Source organism: Paenimyroides ceti (assembly GCF_030409925.1).
The window spans coordinates 3,393,484-3,408,553 of record NZ_JAUFQU010000001.1 but is presented as its reverse complement, the minus strand read 5'-3'; the positions used below and the strand labels follow the sequence as shown (position 1 = coordinate 3,408,553).

At 34.6% G+C, this 15,070-nt stretch carries 19 protein-coding genes and 1 pseudogene; 13 read left to right on the top strand and 7 right to left on the bottom strand.

What is annotated here, in order from left to right; genetic code table 11:
- Positions 1 to 25 precede the first annotated feature (25 nt).
- The 4 genes from QW060_RS16695 (at position 26) to QW060_RS16680 (ending at position 3,380) form a co-directional block, all read left to right on the top strand.
- A complete protein-coding gene (locus QW060_RS16695; RefSeq protein ID WP_290364594.1) occupies positions 26 to 1,024 on the top strand; it encodes a beta-ketoacyl-ACP synthase III in 999 nt (332 codons plus the stop codon).
- Between the two features lie 31 nt (positions 1,025 to 1,055).
- The gene (gene accB, locus QW060_RS16690; RefSeq protein ID WP_290364593.1) at positions 1,056 to 1,547 is read left to right on the top strand and encodes an acetyl-CoA carboxylase biotin carboxyl carrier protein; all 492 of its coding nucleotides are present in this window, start codon (positions 1,056 to 1,058) and stop codon (positions 1,545 to 1,547) included.
- Positions 1,548 to 1,628: 81 nt separating this feature from the next.
- Entirely contained in the window at positions 1,629 to 2,978 is a 1,350-nt protein-coding gene (gene accC / locus QW060_RS16685) for an acetyl-CoA carboxylase biotin carboxylase subunit (RefSeq protein ID WP_290364592.1), read from the top strand.
- Between the two features lie 204 nt (positions 2,979 to 3,182).
- Positions 3,183 to 3,380, top strand: a complete 198-nt coding sequence (locus QW060_RS16680) for a cold-shock protein (RefSeq protein WP_290364591.1) — start codon at positions 3,183 to 3,185, stop codon at positions 3,378 to 3,380.
- A gap of 91 nt (positions 3,381 to 3,471) precedes the next feature.
- Here the strand turns inward: QW060_RS16680 and QW060_RS16675 are convergent, their stop codons facing one another.
- Positions 3,472 to 4,725: an aspartate kinase gene (locus QW060_RS16675; RefSeq protein WP_290364590.1), complete on the bottom strand. Its 1,254-nt coding sequence runs from the start codon at positions 4,723 to 4,725 to the stop codon at positions 3,472 to 3,474.
- 179 nt (positions 4,726 to 4,904) lie between these two features.
- Between QW060_RS16675 and fbp the strand changes: the two genes are divergently transcribed.
- Entirely contained in the window at positions 4,905 to 5,912 is a 1,008-nt protein-coding gene (gene fbp / locus QW060_RS16670) for a class 1 fructose-bisphosphatase (protein ID WP_290364589.1), read from the top strand.
- 26 nt (positions 5,913 to 5,938) lie between these two features.
- Here the strand turns inward: fbp and QW060_RS16665 are convergent, their stop codons facing one another.
- Positions 5,939 to 6,262 (bottom strand): single-stranded DNA-binding protein, encoded by a 324-nt coding sequence (locus tag QW060_RS16665; protein ID WP_290364588.1) that lies wholly within the window; start codon positions 6,260 to 6,262, stop codon positions 5,939 to 5,941.
- A gap of 183 nt (positions 6,263 to 6,445) precedes the next feature.
- Between QW060_RS16665 and QW060_RS16660 the strand changes: the two genes are divergently transcribed.
- The 3 genes and pseudogenes from QW060_RS16660 to QW060_RS16650 all read left to right on the top strand — a co-directional run.
- Positions 6,446 to 7,057 (top strand): hypothetical protein, encoded by a 612-nt coding sequence (locus QW060_RS16660; RefSeq protein ID WP_290364587.1) that lies wholly within the window; start codon positions 6,446 to 6,448, stop codon positions 7,055 to 7,057.
- A 2-nt stretch (positions 7,058 to 7,059) separates the two neighbouring features.
- On the top strand, positions 7,060 to 7,617 hold the full coding sequence (locus tag QW060_RS16655) for a hypothetical protein (RefSeq protein WP_290364586.1): 558 nt from the start codon (positions 7,060 to 7,062) through the stop codon (positions 7,615 to 7,617).
- Positions 7,618 to 7,744: 127 nt separating this feature from the next.
- Positions 7,745 to 8,080 (top strand): annotated as a pseudogene (locus tag QW060_RS16650) (class 1 fructose-bisphosphatase); the annotation flags it as partial.
- Positions 8,081 to 8,106: 26 nt separating this feature from the next.
- On the opposite strand, the gene QW060_RS16645 reads toward QW060_RS16650, so the two are convergent.
- Positions 8,107 to 8,430, bottom strand: coding sequence for a single-stranded DNA-binding protein (locus tag QW060_RS16645; protein ID WP_290364585.1), 324 nt, complete (start codon positions 8,428 to 8,430; stop codon positions 8,107 to 8,109).
- Between the two features lie 167 nt (positions 8,431 to 8,597).
- Here QW060_RS16645 and QW060_RS16640 point away from each other — a divergent pair, with 167 nt between their 5' ends.
- Genes QW060_RS16640 through QW060_RS16620 form a run of 5 tightly spaced genes read left to right on the top strand, consistent with a single transcriptional unit; the run spans position 8,598 to position 12,489 of the window.
- Positions 8,598 to 9,296 carry a hypothetical protein gene (locus tag QW060_RS16640; protein ID WP_290364584.1) on the top strand — a complete coding sequence of 233 codons (699 nt, stop codon included), beginning with the start codon at positions 8,598 to 8,600 and terminating at the stop codon, positions 9,294 to 9,296.
- 1 nt (position 9,297) lies between these two features.
- Positions 9,298 to 9,756 carry a hypothetical protein gene (locus QW060_RS16635; RefSeq protein ID WP_290364583.1) on the top strand — a complete coding sequence of 153 codons (459 nt, stop codon included), beginning with the start codon at positions 9,298 to 9,300 and terminating at the stop codon, positions 9,754 to 9,756.
- A 27-nt stretch (positions 9,757 to 9,783) separates the two neighbouring features.
- Entirely contained in the window at positions 9,784 to 10,131 is a 348-nt protein-coding gene (locus tag QW060_RS16630; protein WP_290364582.1) for a hypothetical protein, read from the top strand.
- A gap of 31 nt (positions 10,132 to 10,162) precedes the next feature.
- A complete protein-coding gene (locus QW060_RS16625) occupies positions 10,163 to 11,692 on the top strand; it encodes a bifunctional GNAT family N-acetyltransferase/carbon-nitrogen hydrolase family protein (protein ID WP_290364581.1) in 1,530 nt (509 codons plus the stop codon).
- A complete protein-coding gene (locus tag QW060_RS16620; RefSeq protein WP_290364580.1) occupies positions 11,689 to 12,489 on the top strand; it encodes an NAD(P)H-binding protein in 801 nt (266 codons plus the stop codon). The genes QW060_RS16625 and QW060_RS16620 overlap by 4 nt, the downstream gene beginning before the upstream one ends.
- Here QW060_RS16620 and QW060_RS16615 read toward each other — a convergent pair.
- The 4 genes from QW060_RS16615 to QW060_RS16600 form a co-directional block, all read right to left on the bottom strand.
- Positions 12,486 to 12,725, bottom strand: coding sequence for a hypothetical protein (locus tag QW060_RS16615; RefSeq protein WP_290364579.1), 240 nt, complete (start codon positions 12,723 to 12,725; stop codon positions 12,486 to 12,488). The two genes, QW060_RS16620 and QW060_RS16615, sit on opposite strands and share 4 nt — an antisense overlap.
- Positions 12,726 to 12,855: 130 nt before the next feature.
- Positions 12,856 to 13,248, bottom strand: coding sequence for a hypothetical protein (locus tag QW060_RS16610; RefSeq protein ID WP_290364578.1), 393 nt, complete (start codon positions 13,246 to 13,248; stop codon positions 12,856 to 12,858).
- A gap of 84 nt (positions 13,249 to 13,332) precedes the next feature.
- Complete coding sequence (locus QW060_RS16605; RefSeq protein ID WP_290364577.1) at positions 13,333 to 13,887, bottom strand: pentapeptide repeat-containing protein; 555 nt, start codon at positions 13,885 to 13,887, stop codon at positions 13,333 to 13,335.
- Positions 13,888 to 13,966: 79 nt separating this feature from the next.
- Entirely contained in the window at positions 13,967 to 15,037 is a 1,071-nt protein-coding gene (locus QW060_RS16600; protein ID WP_290364576.1) for an endonuclease/exonuclease/phosphatase family protein, read from the bottom strand.
- Positions 15,038 to 15,070 lie beyond the last annotated feature (33 nt).

The following is a 15,070-nucleotide window of genomic DNA, read 5'->3' as shown; positions in this document are numbered from 1 at the left end:
TTAAAAAATAAAAAGTAAGCCTTTTATGACAAAGATAACAGCAGCCATTACAGCCGTTGGTAAATATGTGCCAGATTTTGTTCTTTCTAACAAAGTGTTAGAAACAATGGTAGATACAAACGATGAATGGATTACTAGTAGAACAGGAATTAAGGAAAGAAGAATTCTGAAAGACCCTACAAAGGGAACTTCTTTTCTGGCCATTAAAGCAGCCGAAGATTTAATAGAAAAATCCGGCATTGACCCAAAAGAAATAGATTTAGTATTGCTGGCAAGCACAACTCCTGATATGCCGGTAGCAGCAACAGCAGTATATGTAGCTACTCAAATCGGAGCAACAAATGCTTTTGCTTATGATCTGCAGGCTGCCTGCTCGAGTTTCTTGTATGGTATTTCAACCGTTTCAGCTTATATTGAATCTGGTCGTTACAAAAAAGTATTACTGATCGGAGCCGACAAAATGTCTTCCATCATTAATTATAAAGACCGTGCTACCTGTATCATTTTCGGAGACGGAGCCGGAGCTGTTCTTTTTGAACCTAATAACGAAGGACTCGGGTTTCAGGATGAATTCTTAAGAAGTGACGGTATCGGAAGAGAATTTCTAAAAATAGAAGCCGGTGGATCTTTACTGCCTCCATCAGAAGAAACGGTAAAAAACGAACAACATTATGTGCACCAGGATGGAAAAACAGTCTTTAAATATGCTGTTTCCGGAATGGCAGACGTGAGCGAAAAGATCATGCAGCGCAATAACCTTACAAAAGAGCAGATTGATTGGCTCGTACCTCATCAGGCCAACAAAAGAATCATAGATGCTACTGCCAACCGTATTGATTTAGACGAATCAAAAGTAATGATCAACATTCAGAAATACGGGAATACTACCTCAGCAACCCTACCCCTATTATTAGCAGACTTTGAGCAACAACTTAAAAAAGGAGATAATCTGATATTAGCTTCTTTTGGAGGAGGTTTTACATGGGGAGCCATATACCTAAAATGGGCATACGACACAAAATAGAATACTGAATAACAAAATAAACTAGAGAGAAATGGATATTAGAGAAATTCAAAATTTAATTAAATTCGTAGCAAAATCAGGTGCTACAGAAGTTAAATTAGAAATGGATGATTTCAAAATCACTATTAAAACAACAACGGAAGGAACTGCAACAGAAACCACTACTTATGTACAACAAATACCTGTAGCTGCAACAGCTCCTCAAGCACAACAACCAGCGGCAGCTCCGGCTCCGGCTACAGAAACAGCAGCTCCTGTTGCAGCAGCAGAAGACAACAGTAAATACATCACTGTAAAATCTCCGATTATCGGTACATTTTACAGAAAACCGTCTCCAGACAAAGCTCCTTTTGTAGAAGTAGGCGCGTCTATCAAACAAGGTGATGTGGTATGTGTTATTGAAGCAATGAAATTATTCAATGAAATTGAATCAGAGGTAAGCGGAAAAATCGTAAAAGTATTAGTTGACGATTCTTCACCTGTTGAATTTGACCAACCTTTATTTTTAGTAGACCCATCATAAGAAATTTTAAACAGAAGTTCTATTAAAACTATCTAAGAGAACCTTTTAAAATTTAGAATCTAATTTAAAATTTCAAAAAAGATGTTTAAAAAAATATTAGTCGCTAACCGAGGGGAGATTGCATTACGCATCATCAGAACCTGTAAAGAAATGGGTATCAAAACAGTCGCTGTTTACTCAACTGCTGATGCCGATAGCTTACATGTTAGATTTGCTGATGAAGCTGTTTGTATTGGTCCTCCTCCAAGCAATCTGTCATACCTTAAAATTCAACATATTATTGCAGCAGCAGAGATAACTAATGCAGATGCAATACATCCGGGATATGGTTTCCTATCAGAGAATGCCAAATTTTCCAAAATCTGTGAAGAACACGGCATTAAATTTATTGGTGCTTCTCCTGAGATGATTGAAAAAATGGGTGATAAGGCTACTGCTAAAGAAACCATGAAAAAAGCCGGCGTACCAACGGTACCCGGATCTGACGGTTTGCTGGAATCGTTAGAGCATGCAAAAAAAATTGCAAAAGAAATCGGTTTGCCAGTGATGATGAAAGCTACTGCCGGTGGTGGTGGTAGAGGAATGAGAGAAATCTGGAAAATCGAAGACCTTGACAAAGCATGGGAAAGCGCTCGTCAGGAGGCAGCAGCTGCATTTGGAAACAATGGTATGTATATGGAAAAACTTATCGTTGATCCAAGACATATCGAAATTCAGGTGGTTGGTGATGCTTATGGTAAAGCATGTCACCTTTCTGAAAGAGACTGTTCGATCCAAAGACGCCATCAAAAACTTACAGAAGAAACACCTTCACCATTTATGACAGACGAATTACGTCAGAAAATGGGAGAAGCAGCTGTAAAAGCAGCAGAATATATTAAATATGAAGGAGCGGGAACAATCGAATTTTTAGTAGATAAAGATCGTAATTTCTATTTTATGGAGATGAATACCCGTATTCAGGTAGAACATCCTATTACAGAACAGGTAATTGACTATGATTTAATCAGAGAACAAATTCTTGTAGCTGCAGGGGTGCCTATCTCAGGGAAAAATTATCTGCCACAACTTCATTCCATTGAGTGTAGAATCAACGCAGAAGATCCGTTTAATGACTTCAGACCTTCACCGGGTAAAATCACGACGCTTCATGCACCGGGTGGACATGGTATCCGATTAGATACTCACGTTTATTCAGGATATACGATACCACCGAATTACGATTCAATGATTGCTAAACTGATTACTACAGCTCAGACCAGAGAAGAAGCAATTAACAAAATGAAACGGGCACTCGATGAGTTTGTAATAGAAGGAATTAAAACAACTATTCCGTTTCACAGACAGCTGATGGATGATCCGAACTATGTTGCCGGAAATTACACAACAGCATTTATGGAAACTTTTCATATGAAAAAAATAGAAGAATAGTCATTCCTCTGTTTATAATAAGCTAAAGGTCAGGAAATTTTCCTGACTTTTTTCATTTATACCAAAGAACCCGAAGATTCAGGCATAGATTGAAAAGGTATTTTATCGAAAATATAATTCACAGAAAGATAACATAAAAAAATAATTGCAAAATTTAAAAAAAAGTATATCTTTGATGCATTATTAATTATATTTTTTATTAAAATGAGAACAGGTAAAGTAAAGTTCTTCAATGAATCTAAAGGATTCGGTTTCATTACTGACGAAGAAACAGGTAACGACATTTTTGTACACGTTTCAGGAATTAAAAGTAGAGAGTTACGTGATGGTGACACCGTTTCTTACGTGGAATCTGACGGTAAAAAAGGTAAAATTGCTTCAGATGTTGTTGTTATAAGTTAATCATATTACAATATATATTTTTTAGTACAACCTTTACAAAAAAGCATCTCTAACGAGATGCTTTTTAGGTTTATCAACATATATTATATACTTACTCCTTAGTTACAATCTGTACTGTATCTCTGTTTACCTGTTTTAATAAAACCGTTTTATCTTTTACCACACGTTCCAATGCTTCTTCTGTAAAATGACGGATGGTATATAACGACACTTCCTCATTAAATGTGACATTGAATTTTTTTGACAATTCGTCTTTCAACGACTCAAAATTATTAAACTTGTCCTCTACACATACAGAAAAACTGATTGCCGAATTTTGAATAACATTTACTTTAATATGATTTTCATCAAATATCTTAAAAATATCACTGATATGAGATTCCATAATAAAAGAAAAATCTTTAGAGGCTACTGAAAGCAGCAACTGCTTTTTCTTTACAATAAAACAAGGAACATACGGTATCAGATCTGCTCCTTTAGTTACAGAAGTTCCAGAAAGTTCAGGATGTATAAAGGATTTCACATACAACGGTATCTCTTTGTTTCTTAAAGGCTGAAGTGTTTTCGGATGTATTACTGATGCACCATAAAAGGCCATTTCAATAGCCTCATGATACGAGATCTGATCAAGTAATATGGTATCTTCAAAATATCTTGGATCGGCGTTAAGAACACCCGATACATCTTTCCATATAGTCACACTTTCTGCATCAAGGCAATAAGCAAATATAGCAGCGGAATAATCAGATCCTTCTCTGCCTAATGTCACAGAAAAATGATTGGGATCGGAACCAATAAATCCCTGCGTAATATAAAGCTTATGGGACTGAATCTGACTTTGAATTGCTGTAGCTGTTTTCGACCAGTCCACAACAGCATCCCGGTAGGTAGTATCCGTTTTAATAAGATTTCGGGCATCGATCCATACATTATCAACAGCATGCTCATTCATATATAAACTTAGAATCGTAGTAGAAAGAACCTCTCCATAGCTCACAATCTGATCGTATACAAAATTATAATTGGGTGATTTATTATTGCTCAGAAAAAAACTCATCTCATTAAACAAAAGCTCCGTTTTGCTATAAACCAGATGGTTTTTATCTTCAAACAACTCATTAATGATATCAAAATGGTAGCGCTTGACAAGTTGGAGGCTTTCATCAAGATTTTCCGGTTTATCAAAATAGTTATTTACGACATCTTCCAAGGCATTTGTCGTCTTGCCCATAGCCGAAGCTATAATCATACTATTGGTAAACCCTATTGTTTTTAAAACATGCAATACATTGTGTACTGCTGTAGCATCTTTAATCGATGCTCCTCCAAATTTGAATACTCTCATTTTTTTTAATTAAAAGTCATTGTAAAAAGATTAAATTCTGTTTATTTTTTTAAAACATACGAAAATACGAATCCTTTTTTCTTGTTACAAAAACATTTTCCTTATCCTGTAGAATATTTTCAATATGGGGAAAAGAATGTTTTTTTTGTCGATATTTGCACAACAAAACAACACAAACAATGGAACAAAGACACATCACTTTAGGTGAGTTCATTATTAAAAAACAAACAGATTTCGCTTACTCTACGGGAGAATTATCCCGTTTGATGAATTCGATACGTCTTGCAGCAAAAATTGTAAGCCAGAAGGTAAATCAGGCTGGACTTGTAGACATTTCCGGATCATTCGGAAAAGAAAACATTCAGGGAGAAGACCAACAAAAATTAGACGTGTTTGCCAATGATGTTTTCATTCAAACTCTTATTAACCGTGAGATCGTATGTGGAATCGCTTCTGAAGAAAATGATGATTTTATCTGTATTCCGGGAAGAGATAAATCTTATTCCAATAAATATGTTTTATTAATGGACCCATTAGACGGGTCTTCCAATATAGATGTGAATGTATCTGTAGGAACCATTTTTTCTATTTATCATAGAATTTCTCCTATAGGAACACCTGTAACTAAAGAAGACTTTTTACAAAAAGGAGTCAATCAGGTAGCAGCGGGTTACGTCATATACGGTTCCTCTACTATGCTGGTATATACTACAGGAAAAGGTTTGAACGGATTTACATTAGACCCTGCTTTAGGTACATTTTTTCTTTCTCATCCAGACATGAAAATTAAGGAAGAAGGATATATTTATTCTATCAATGAAGGAAATTACATCCAATTTCCTCAAGGTGTAAAAGACTATATCAAATATTGTCAGGCAGAAGGAGACAACAGACCCTACACAGCCCGGTATATCGGAAGTCTGGTAGCAGATATCCATAGAAATATGCTGAAGGGAGGTATCTATATCTATCCGGGATCAGCAAACAGACCGGAAGGGAAATTACGACTACTGTATGAATGTAATCCTTTTGCCTTTATCATTGAACAGGCAGGAGGTAAAGCATCAGATGGCTTCAGAAGAATAATGGAAATAGAACCAACGGAATTGCATCAGAGAATTCCTTTTTTCTGCGGAAGCAAAAAAATGGTAACAGATGCAGAAGCATGTATGCAGAATGCAAAATAAAAAAAGCTGGCAGTTGCCAGCTTTTTTTATAGAAGCAATACTTCCTGAACAATTACCTCCGTTACATACCTCTTATTTCCTTCCTTATCTTCATAGTTCCGATAAGTCAGCTTACCTTCAATGGCAATCTCCTTTCCTTTCTCGACAAATTTTTCAAAAATTTCTGCGTGATTCCAGCTTACCAGATGATGCCACTGAGTAGTTTCCACCTTTTCTCCTTTTTCATTATAATAAACCTCATTAGTGGCAAGTGAAACGTTCGCCACCTTTTTTCCCTGTCCCACCTCTTTTACTTCAGGAGTACTTCCTACTCTACCGATTAACTGTACTTTGTTTCTTAATGCATTCATGGCTTAAATTTTTTAGTTATACATTTTTATCGTCACAAAGATGCAACAGCCAACAACCTTTAGCCGTATATAAAATACTTACTTTCGATTGTAAGTATTTGTTGTCGAATATTATTTATCATAATTATGAAATACTGTTATTTTTTTTTACATTAGATCTAATTAACTTAAAAACAAACAATTATGATCAATATATTAAAGAAAACAAGTTTTTATTTGATGTTTGCAGCTCTATCTGTTTCAATGATTATTTCTTGTAATAATGAGAATGGGGATCAAGATCAAACTAAGAGAAATGAAAACTTAATAGTAAGAAAATCGGCTGAACAGTTTAAAGCTTATTACACGTCGGATGATGATAAAGAAGCTGTTATCGGTCAACTTGTAGGAGAATTTTATTGGTATATAAATACTGATTTAGGCTTTGACGCAGATAATGGAGATGAAATAGAATTTGATGTAGCAGATAATAAAAAAGAAAAAAGCATCTCTATTATGATAGACAATCGAATTATTAACAGAAGTTTGTCTCCTGATGAGATGATGTGGGCAAATGCCTTTGATAATAATTTAGACAAAACTAATAATACTATATTAGCGGCCGGAAAACAAAAACTATATTCACAGTGTTCAGGGGGTAAAAATGATAGTAAAACCCTTACTGTTGATAGACCCTATGATATAGAGACAGCGACTAAATCCGGAAAAGAAATGGCCCCTTTTATAGACGCTTGTTTAAAAGGAGGTGGATGTGTTTTAATTTGTAAATCAAGTGTTAAAGTTTCAAAAGGTTAAATATGAAAAATAAAATTTTAAAATTATCTTTAATATTCCTAAGTGTAATAGGAACCTCTTGTTCAAATGATGAACAAAATTTTAACAGTAAAGATGAAAATCAGCAAAAAGTAAAATTGTCTGGAAAGGATTCTAAAGAAATTGTATTCAAAGAAGTGCCATACAACAGTTCAAACAAACAAATAATTATGGACGCTTCAATGGAAGATCTATTAAATTATATATATTTTGACTTAAAATTTAATTCCGATATACAAGAAGTGACTATAATTGTTAATGATAACAAGATGGAGAATAGTTTTACACTTAGTTATGATTTACATGATTTAAATTTAGAAAAAACACCGACAGGAAACATAACATTTGCAGCAGGAAAAGAAAAGTTACAAATACATTGTTCAGGTGGTAAAAATGATGGAAAATATAAAATAGTAGATAAGCCTACTTCTGAATTGGGTGCTAAATGGCTTGCTATAAGGTTAAACAGTTTCTTTAATGACTGTTTAGATAATGGTGGATGTATAGAAGTTTGTACATATTCAGCCACAATAAAGAAATAATTTTAAAATTATATTGTATTTAAACAGTTTGATTGTTTATTAAACCATTTTACTTTAGCTTCAATAAAATTCACTTGTTGAGTGTTGCTTAGACTTTCTCGATACATTGTAATTAACTCTATGTGAAAAAGACTATATCAAATATTGTCAGGCAGAACGACACAAACCACCTTAAACAGCCCGGTATATCGGAAGTCTGGTAGCGGATATCCATAAAAATATCTTAAAGGGTGGTGTCTATATCTATCCGGGATCAACGAATAGACCTGAAGGAAAATTACGACTGCTGTATGAATGTAATCCTTTTGCCTTTATCATTGAACAGGCAGGAGGTAAAGCATCAGATGGCTTCAGAAGAATAATGGAAATAGAACCAACGGAATTGCATCAGAGAATTCCTTTTTTCTGCGGAAGCAAAAAAATGATAACAGATGCAGAAGCATGTATGCAGAATGCAAAATAAAAAAAGCTGGCAGTTGCCAGCTTTTTTTATAGAAGCAATACTTCCTGAACAATTACCTCCGTTACATACCTCTTATTTCCTTCCTTATCTTCATAGTTCCGATAAGTCAGCTTACCTTCAATGGCAATCTCCTTCCCTTTCTCAACAAATTTTTCAAAAATTTCTGCGTGATTCCAGCTTACCAGATGATGCCACTGAGTAGTTTCCACCTTTTCTCCTTTTTCATTATAATAAACCTCATTAGTGGCAAGTGAAACGTTCACTACCTTTTTTCCCTGTCCCACCTCTTTTACTTCAGGAGTACTTCCTACTCTACCGATTAACTGTACTTTGTTTCTTAATGCATTCATGGCTTAAATTTTTTAGTTATACATTTTTATCGTCACAAAGATGCAACAGCCAACAACCTTTAGCCGTATACAAAATACTTACTTTCGATTGTAAGTATTTGTTGTCGAATAATTACATAGAAAAGATCTTCGGAAATATCGTATTTTTGTAACAAACTATAAAAACTATGAAAAGCATTTTATTCGTATTGTTTATTGCTCTTTCTGGCTTGAGTGTAAAGGCACAGTCAAAGCTGGCCGTAGTACAAAAAGAAAAAGCAGCTCCTGTATATATTACCAGAACAATCGATTCGGAAATTATTACGGAATTGGCTCCCGGAACCTTTGTATATACTGAAAACTCAACTCAGAACCTTGTAAACATCCAATTCTTTTCAACTAAGAATGGAGAACTTACGGAAGGTTTTGTAGAAAAAAACCTGCTTTTTGTCATTGAAAATAAAAAAGCAAATGAGAAAAAAATATTCTATAAAAACTTTTTAGAAACTTTCATCACAAATGCGAACAAAAATAAAATAGATATCAAAACACTTGATTATAATTATAATCTATTGAGCAGTTACATCACAGAACAAATTTGTGAAACCAAAGATTCAGAATTACTTGTCAAGTTTGTAGAGTCTTTGGCTTCAATCTCAACTTATCTTGACGAAAAACAGGAATTTACTTTGGCAGAATTACTGATCTGTATGCAAAACAGTTTTATAGACTCTTTAAATGCCATTCCGAACATCAATGAAAAAAGAGCGCTGACCAACCACCTGATTACTGGTTTAAAAGATTACTATGCGATAGATGATGTAGAAGATCCTACTCATAAAGAATTTCAAAAAAATTATCTGCTCATTAAAAAAATTACATTTTAATATGATCACATCAAAATTCAGCCCTTCTGTTTATTTTTTCAGTTTTCTGCTGTTAAGTTTTCCGTTTATAGCAGCCTATTTTATCATCAAAATAAACAATCTGCTTAAGGGAGAACTGACTTGGGGAGTTATTATTTTCTTTATTATATTCGGAATTATCGGAGTACTCGTTACCATTTGGGGATTGTTTGTAGAGATGAACCTGCGAATGGCAAAACTGCGTATCGATGCTGCTTCTATTGAAATCATACAAATGCTTGGATTTGGAACCAAAAGAAAACTGAACTTTTCAGACATTGACGGGTACATTATTAAAAGTTTTAAATCACGAGGACAAACACAGGAATATTTTTATCTGATCAAAAATCAAAAAGCCATAGGCGTTTTTTCAAGCCTGTATTTAAAAAATTATTCTGAAATTAAGGAGGCTGTAGCCTCACATTTGAAAAATTTTGGCTAAATTTAGTCTGAATCGATTCAGAAAATTATGTCTAAAACGTGTTTGGAATGTGGAGATAAAATTATCGGTAGAGAAGATAAGAAATTTTGCAACGATGCATGCAGAAATACTTACAACAACAAAATAAACAAAGACACTACCAATCTGATGCGCAACATCCACAATCAGTTGCGTAAAAACTATCGTATCCTGACAGAAACAAACACAGAAGGTAAAACCACGATTAGCAAATCCAGGCTTTTATCACTCGGATTTGATTTTACCTTGTTTACATCGATTTATACAACAAAAACCAACAACATTTATTATTTCGTTTATGATCAGGGATACCGGCTGTTAGACAATGACTGGTATGTATTGGTTCAAAAAAAATAACCCTTGACATCAGCGACAAAAAAAGCATGAAATGAGTTCACCCATCAACAAAATTGAATTAAGAAATTTAAACTTAGAAGATTATTTAGAACTGAAAACCTCCATGGTTGACGCCTATTCCGATGAAGGTATAGACGATTTATACTGGAATAAAACGGAGATAAAAAGACTTTTAAAAGTTTTTCCTCAGGGTCAGCTGGTCATTTTGGTAGATGACGTAGTAGTCGGTGCCGCTTTGTCTATTATAGTAGATGAAAAACGTATCACAATGAATCACACTTATAATCAGATAACGGCAAACGGAATGTTTACGACTCATAGTGAGAAAGGAACGGTTCTATACGGAATTGATGTGTTTATACATCCAAACTACAGAGGACTTCGCTTGGGAAGAAGGTTATATGATGCACGGAAAGAAATGTGTGAAAACCTGAACCTGAGAGCCATAGTATTTGCAGGCAGAATGCCAAACTATTCACAATATTCCAAAGAACTAACTCCAAGACAATACATAGAGAAAGTAAAGAATAAAGAGATTCATGATCCGGTAATATCTTTTCAGCTCAACAATGATTTTCATATCGAAAAACTGATGCGAAATTATTTGGAAGGCGATCGTTATTCAAAAGAATATGCTGTTTTGCTCGAATGGAACAATATTCTGTACGATCCGGAATCCAGCATCATTAATACCAGAAAATCCGTAATCCGGCTTGGACTTATTCAATGGCAAATGCGCCCGCTGAACAACCTTGAAGAATTTTTTGACCAGGCAGAATTCTTTATTGATGCAGTGTCTGGCTATGAAAGTGATTTTGCCACTTTTCCCGAATTATTCATTGCTCCGCTGATGGCTGACTATAACCATTTGTCAGAATCAGAAGCCATACGGGAAATAACAAAGTTCACTCCTGCTATTCACAATAAGTTTCAGGAATTTGCCATTTCATACAACATTAATATCATTACAGGAAGTATGCCTCTCCTCGAAGATGGTGTACTGTATAATGTAGGATTCTTATGCAAGAGAGATGGTACATCTGAAATGTACCGAAAAATTCATATCACCCCAAACGAGCGCTTGTATTGGGGAATGCAGGGTGGCTCTGTGATACAGACCTTTGATACGGACTGTGGAAAAATAGGAATCATCATCTGTTATGATGTTGAATTTCCTGAATTATCCCGTTTGCTCGGTGAACAGGGAATGGAAATACTATTTGTTCCTTATCTGACAGATACTCAAAACGGATACACACGCGTACGCAATTGTGCACAGGCACGTGCCATAGAAAACGAGTGTTATGTAGCCATAACAGGGTGTGTAGGGAACTTACCGAAAGTAAATAATATGGACATCCAGTTTGGTCAGGCAGCGGTATTTACACCTTCTGATTTTGCTTTTCCTACCAATGGGGTCAAAGCAGAAGCAACCCCTAATACTGAGATGACACTGATTGTTGACGTAGATTTAAATTTACTAAAGGAGTTACATGAACACGGAAGTGTCCGAATAAAAAAAGACCGCAGAAACGATTTATATAGTTTAAAAGCAAAATGAAAAACATCACTATTTTAGGAGCCGGATGGCTTGGATTCCCTTTAGCAGTTGCGTTACAGAAAGCTGGTCATACCGTAAAAGCATCGACTACATCTTCTGAAAAAATGAAATCTTTTGAAGACCACCATCTTCATGCATTTCACATCAATCTGGATGAGACAGAATCATCAGAAAAGCTACTGTCATTTTTACAAGATACAGATATTCTCATCATTACTGTTCCACCTGCTTTCCGAGCTGATCCCAATGATAACTATGTCAACAAAATAACAGCTTTAATTCCTTTTATTGAACAAAGCGGTATTAAAGAAGTAATGTTTACAAGCTCAACTACCGTTTATATTTCTACTTCTGGCGAAGTTGATGAAACAACCGTTCTGGAACCTGTTTCTGTTATGGATAAACAAATAATTGAAGTAGAAAATCATTTGCTCCAAAACACCCTTTTCAACACTTGTATATTACGCTTGGGAGGTTTAATTGGAGAAGACAGGCATCCTGTTTATTTTCTTGCAAAAAGAGATGTTATAGAAGAGGCCAATGAGCCTGTAAATATGGTGCACAGAGAAGATATCATCCGGTATATAGAAGCCATAGTTAAACAGCCCGTCCCAAATGAGATTTTTAATATTGTAGCTCCGGTTATGGAAGACAAGCGTACATTTTACAGCAAAGCAGCAAGGGAATTAAATGTAACTTTACCTCCTTTTAAAGACAATGCGAATCCTAAAATGAGAAGAGTAATAGGAAGTAAAATTGCTAAAAGATATGATATCGCCTACTACAATCTGGTTTAAAAGAAATCTTTAAGGATCATAAATGCAGCTGCAAGAGAAAGCAATACAGGCAGTAGCCATACAATTCTTTTTTGCTTGTTCCGAATGAGATTATAAAGTGAAACGGGAAAAACAATAAAGGGTATAAGAAGTATTGGAATACTAATAATTTCTAACACAACGCCCAATAAAACATGATCCCACTTCTGTTGATAGGCAACTTCTAAAAAGACCCAGTACAAAATGCTGATCAACACTAAAAGTAGTAATAGATATGGTCTTTGTATTCTTTTAATCATATTTCTGAACTGTTATTTCAGTTAAAAATAAAAAATAAAAACGGATATGAAAATTCATATCCGTTTTAAATTTAAAGATTTCTTTAAATTATTTTACTTCTTTAGCTAATTCCTGAGCTAATTTGCTGTTATAGTCAGCCCATAACTTTGCATCTTCTGGAGTTAATTTTGCAACAAACTCTTGAGATTTTTTAGACCAGTCTTGTGCTTTAGCAGCTAATTCCTGTACTTTAGCAGCATCTCCGCTTTTAGCAACAGCAACTTGTTCTTTTGCAAAAGCAGTATATTCTTCAACGAATTTTTGTACTTCAGGGTTGCTGAAAGTAGGAACTACAAGAGTAGCTTCTTCAGTTACTGGGGCTTCTTCAACCGGAGTTTCAACTGCTGGAGTTTCTACTACTGGCTCTTCTTGAGTTTCTTTTTTACATGATGTAAATGCTACAGCAGATACTAACGCTAAGCTTAAAATTACCTTTTTCATATCTTTTATTTAATTAATTAATTTGAAACAAATGTAAACATTTTTCTAATTCACAAGTTTTTTTCAAAAAAAAATTTATTTTTTTTATTTGACAACAATATCAAAGGCGCTGAGAAGTCCTAAAAGCCCGTCAATACTGAACTTTGCTTTCTTCAAAAAGTTCTGGGAAGGATCAATCGTGTAGTTTTTCGCTGTAAAAAAGTCGGCTTTTTCTAAATTTGTCTGATAAAAAACAGCATGTAAAAGATTAGAATCAGAAAATTTAGCTTCTGAAAGTATTGTTTCTGTAAAATCAACTTGTTCCAGACCACAGGAAATAAAAGACGCTTTTTTCATATTTTTTCTATAGAAAGAAGCGTATGTTAACTGACAGTTCTTAAAATTTACGGTAAATAATAAATTGTTTGCTGTATCAAACCGTACTCCGACCAGTTTGCATTCTTCAAAGTTCACTTTTTTAAATGCTGTATTGTTTGTAGAAATCAGACTGAGATTACAATTTCTGAATGTGCAATCTGAAAAAGTGTAGTTGGCAAGATCGCCATTGGAAAAATCACAATTTTCAAACAGACACTCTTCATATTCTCCATATTCTAAAGAGGTTTTATTGTCAATTAAGAGCTCAAAAAAAATCTTCATATCTTATAAATAAAGCTATAAAGTTAGTGCTTTAACACGGGTAAATAAAAAAACTTCCTGAATCAGGAAGTCTTTTTTATTAATTTTTCTCTTTTATCAAATAAAGGTAAACAGGGAAGTGGTCGCTGTAACCCGGCTCACCGCTCGATTGATTTCTCAATGGATATCCTCTGTAAGCACCTGTTTTTTGAACTAGAAAAGGCTTATTGAATATTCTTGCCTTATAGTAACGTAAACTCGAATAATCTTTTCGGATCAAAGGTTCAGAAATAATCATCTGATCAAATACATCCCATGCATCACGATAAGCAAGCGTTCCCAAACCATCCTGAGACATCTGCCACATAGGGTTAAACAAACCTAAAGGTTTTACTTCTTCTCTTTTTCCTTTAGCATTCAACACTTCTTTTACACTCTTATTATAAGGTCCGTCATTTAAATCGCCCATAGTGATGATTTTTGCATCCGGATTTATTTTATACAAAGAATCTATGATCTTTTTATTTAAGGCAGCTGCTCCTTCCCTGTTAGGACTACTCTTTTTTTCTCCACCCGAACGTGAAGGCCAGTGATTTACAATAAAATGCACTTCCTCTCCTTCCAGGATTCCGGATACCACTAACTGATCGCGTGTATATATTCTCTTTCCTTTTCCTCCATTTTCATTTTTGCTTTTGGCATCAGACTTATCATATATATATAAAGGTACATTTACAGAACTTGTAGGTTGGAAATGACGTTTTTGATATAAAAGTCCCACATCGATCCCTCTTTTGTCAGGAGAATCGTAATGAACAATACCATAATCTGCATTTTTCAGTAAAGGCATTTTTACAAGATCCTCCAAAACAGATTTGTTTTCAACTTCAGCTACCCCTAAAATGGTAGGCATATTTACATTTTCATCGGTTCCGATTTCTGAAATTGCCTTACTGAGCATTTCCAGCTTTTTACCATATTTTTTTGAACCCCAGCCACGAGGTCCGTTTGGCGTAAATTCTTCATCAAAGTTTCGGGGGTCTTTAATGGTGTCAAATAAATTTTCAACATTATAAAATGCTACTGTATGCATTATATATTGCTTTCCTTGCGCTAAAACCGTACAATTCCAAAGAATAATGCACAGTATCAATAGGGGTCTAATTCTCATCTCAATATTAAATTATCATAAATTTTTTTACAA

Excerpts from the sequence above, each read along its gene's own strand:
- QW060_RS16605 (WP_290364577.1), bottom strand. The coding sequence starts at position 13,887 with ATGAAGATTTTTTTTGAGCTCTTAATTGACAATAAAACCTCTTTAGAA.
- fbp (WP_290364589.1), top strand. The coding sequence starts at position 4,905 with ATGGAACAAAGACACATCACTTTAGGTGAGTTCATTATTAAAAAACAA.
- QW060_RS16645 (WP_290364585.1), bottom strand. The coding sequence starts at position 8,430 with ATGAATGCATTAAGAAACAAAGTACAGTTAATCGGTAGAGTAGGAAGT.
- QW060_RS16610 (WP_290364578.1), bottom strand. The coding sequence starts at position 13,248 with ATGAAAAAGGTAATTTTAAGCTTAGCGTTAGTATCTGCTGTAGCATTT.
- QW060_RS16695 (WP_290364594.1), top strand. The coding sequence starts at position 26 with ATGACAAAGATAACAGCAGCCATTACAGCCGTTGGTAAATATGTGCCA.
- QW060_RS16640 (WP_290364584.1), top strand. The coding sequence starts at position 8,598 with ATGAAAAGCATTTTATTCGTATTGTTTATTGCTCTTTCTGGCTTGAGT.
- accC (WP_290364592.1), top strand. The coding sequence starts at position 1,629 with ATGTTTAAAAAAATATTAGTCGCTAACCGAGGGGAGATTGCATTACGC.
- QW060_RS16600 (WP_290364576.1), bottom strand. The coding sequence starts at position 15,037 with ATGAGAATTAGACCCCTATTGATACTGTGCATTATTCTTTGGAATTGT.
- QW060_RS16680 (WP_290364591.1), top strand. The coding sequence starts at position 3,183 with ATGAGAACAGGTAAAGTAAAGTTCTTCAATGAATCTAAAGGATTCGGT.
- QW060_RS16625 (WP_290364581.1), top strand. The coding sequence starts at position 10,163 with ATGAGTTCACCCATCAACAAAATTGAATTAAGAAATTTAAACTTAGAA.
- QW060_RS16660 (WP_290364587.1), top strand. The coding sequence starts at position 6,446 with ATGATCAATATATTAAAGAAAACAAGTTTTTATTTGATGTTTGCAGCT.
- accB (WP_290364593.1), top strand. The coding sequence starts at position 1,056 with ATGGATATTAGAGAAATTCAAAATTTAATTAAATTCGTAGCAAAATCA.
- QW060_RS16655 (WP_290364586.1), top strand. The coding sequence starts at position 7,060 with ATGAAAAATAAAATTTTAAAATTATCTTTAATATTCCTAAGTGTAATA.
- QW060_RS16675 (WP_290364590.1), bottom strand. The coding sequence starts at position 4,725 with ATGAGAGTATTCAAATTTGGAGGAGCATCGATTAAAGATGCTACAGCA.
- QW060_RS16635 (WP_290364583.1), top strand. The coding sequence starts at position 9,298 with ATGATCACATCAAAATTCAGCCCTTCTGTTTATTTTTTCAGTTTTCTG.
- QW060_RS16665 (WP_290364588.1), bottom strand. The coding sequence starts at position 6,262 with ATGAATGCATTAAGAAACAAAGTACAGTTAATCGGTAGAGTAGGAAGT.
- QW060_RS16620 (WP_290364580.1), top strand. The coding sequence starts at position 11,689 with ATGAAAAACATCACTATTTTAGGAGCCGGATGGCTTGGATTCCCTTTA.
- QW060_RS16630 (WP_290364582.1), top strand. The coding sequence starts at position 9,784 with ATGTCTAAAACGTGTTTGGAATGTGGAGATAAAATTATCGGTAGAGAA.